Below are 389 nucleotides of genomic sequence, written 5' to 3' on the forward strand. Positions count from 1 at the left end.
AAACACTAAATGTGGAACATGTTGGCAATACATCAAGCAGAAAGACTCGGTTGGATTATAAGCTTGAGTTCTCAAAAATTTGTGACTTGATCAACTCACAGAATAATCATAAGAAGGAGCAAAGGAGTAAGAGAGAAAATTGTGAGGTGGTTAGTTGTGAAGAAAAAAGAAGAGAGCTATAAGAGAATAAAAGGAAAATTGAGAGTGAACATCCAGAAGGGAAGGTGAAGTTGCAAAAAGAAATTGAAGAATAATCTTCGGAGGGGAAGAAGGAGTTGGAAGTGAGCTTAAATGAAAAAGAGCCTGAAGTTGAGGAGGCTGTGGTGAAAACTAACAATTCCCTCCCTATTTTGAATATTTCTGTTTTGCGGGTTATTGAAAATTTGATT

The 389-nt window shown here is 36.2% G+C and carries 1 protein-coding gene; it reads left to right on the forward strand.

Annotated features, from left to right (window positions below; all coding sequences use genetic code 11):
• Positions 1-182, forward strand: a 182-nt coding sequence (locus GOQ16_RS18565) for a hypothetical protein (RefSeq protein ID WP_204987526.1), incomplete at its 5' end; no start/stop codon positions are given.
• Positions 183-389: the final 207 nt, after the last annotated feature.

It is taken from the genome of Sphingobacterium bovisgrunnientis, from assembly GCF_009829085.1.
GTDB lineage: Bacteria > Bacteroidota > Bacteroidia > Sphingobacteriales > Sphingobacteriaceae > Sphingobacterium > Sphingobacterium bovisgrunnientis.